Genomic DNA, 647 nt, shown 5'->3' with positions numbered 1-647 from the left:
AACAACTTAGTCAGCGCCTCATCGCTGGGGAATGAACCCCGGTTCTTGCTCAGCTTCCTCAGGCCCATGTTGACCGACTCGATGGCGTTGGTCGTGTAAATCACCTTCCTGATCTCCGGCGGGTAGTCGAAGAATGGAATCAGCCGGCTCCAGTTCCTGCGCCAGGACTGGCCGATGGGCAGGTACTCTGCATCCCACCTGGCCTCGAATTCGCCCAGGCGCAGCTCGGCCTCCTCGGCCGTGGCGGCCTGGTAGACGTGGCGCAGATCAGCCGCTACCTCCTTCCTGCGCTTCCAGGACACGTAGTTCAGGCTGTGGCGCACCATGTGCACGATGCACAACTGCACCACCGCCTTGGGGAACACGGCCTCAATGGCGTCGGGGAAGCCCTTGAGCCCATCGACGCAGGCAATGAAGATGTCCTGTACGCCCCGGTTGCGCAACTCGGTGACCACCTGCAGCCAGAACTTGGCCCCTTCGGTCTGGGCCAGCCACAGGCCCAGCACCTCCTTCTCGCCGCTCATGGTGATGCCGATGGCCAGGTACACGGCCTTGACCCGTATGGCGCCCTCGCGCACCTTCACGTGGATGCAGTCCAGGTAGACGATGGGGTAGATGGCGTCCAGCGGGCGTGCCTGCCAGGCCTT

General features: G+C 63.2%; 1 protein-coding gene. It reads right to left on the bottom strand.

All coding sequences use genetic code 11. The annotated features are described in order from the left end of the window. Nucleotides 1-647, bottom strand: a 647-nt coding sequence (locus FYM52_RS18575) for an IS256 family transposase (protein ID WP_154165156.1), incomplete at both ends; no start/stop codon positions are given.

Origin of the sequence: Comamonas sp. CAH-2 (assembly GCF_009668305.1) — a bacterium.
GTDB classification, from domain to species: domain Bacteria; phylum Pseudomonadota; class Gammaproteobacteria; order Burkholderiales; family Burkholderiaceae_C; genus Comamonas; species Comamonas aquatica.
The sequence above is the reverse complement of the archived record's forward strand: the minus strand, read 5'-3'. Positions and strand labels throughout refer to the sequence as shown.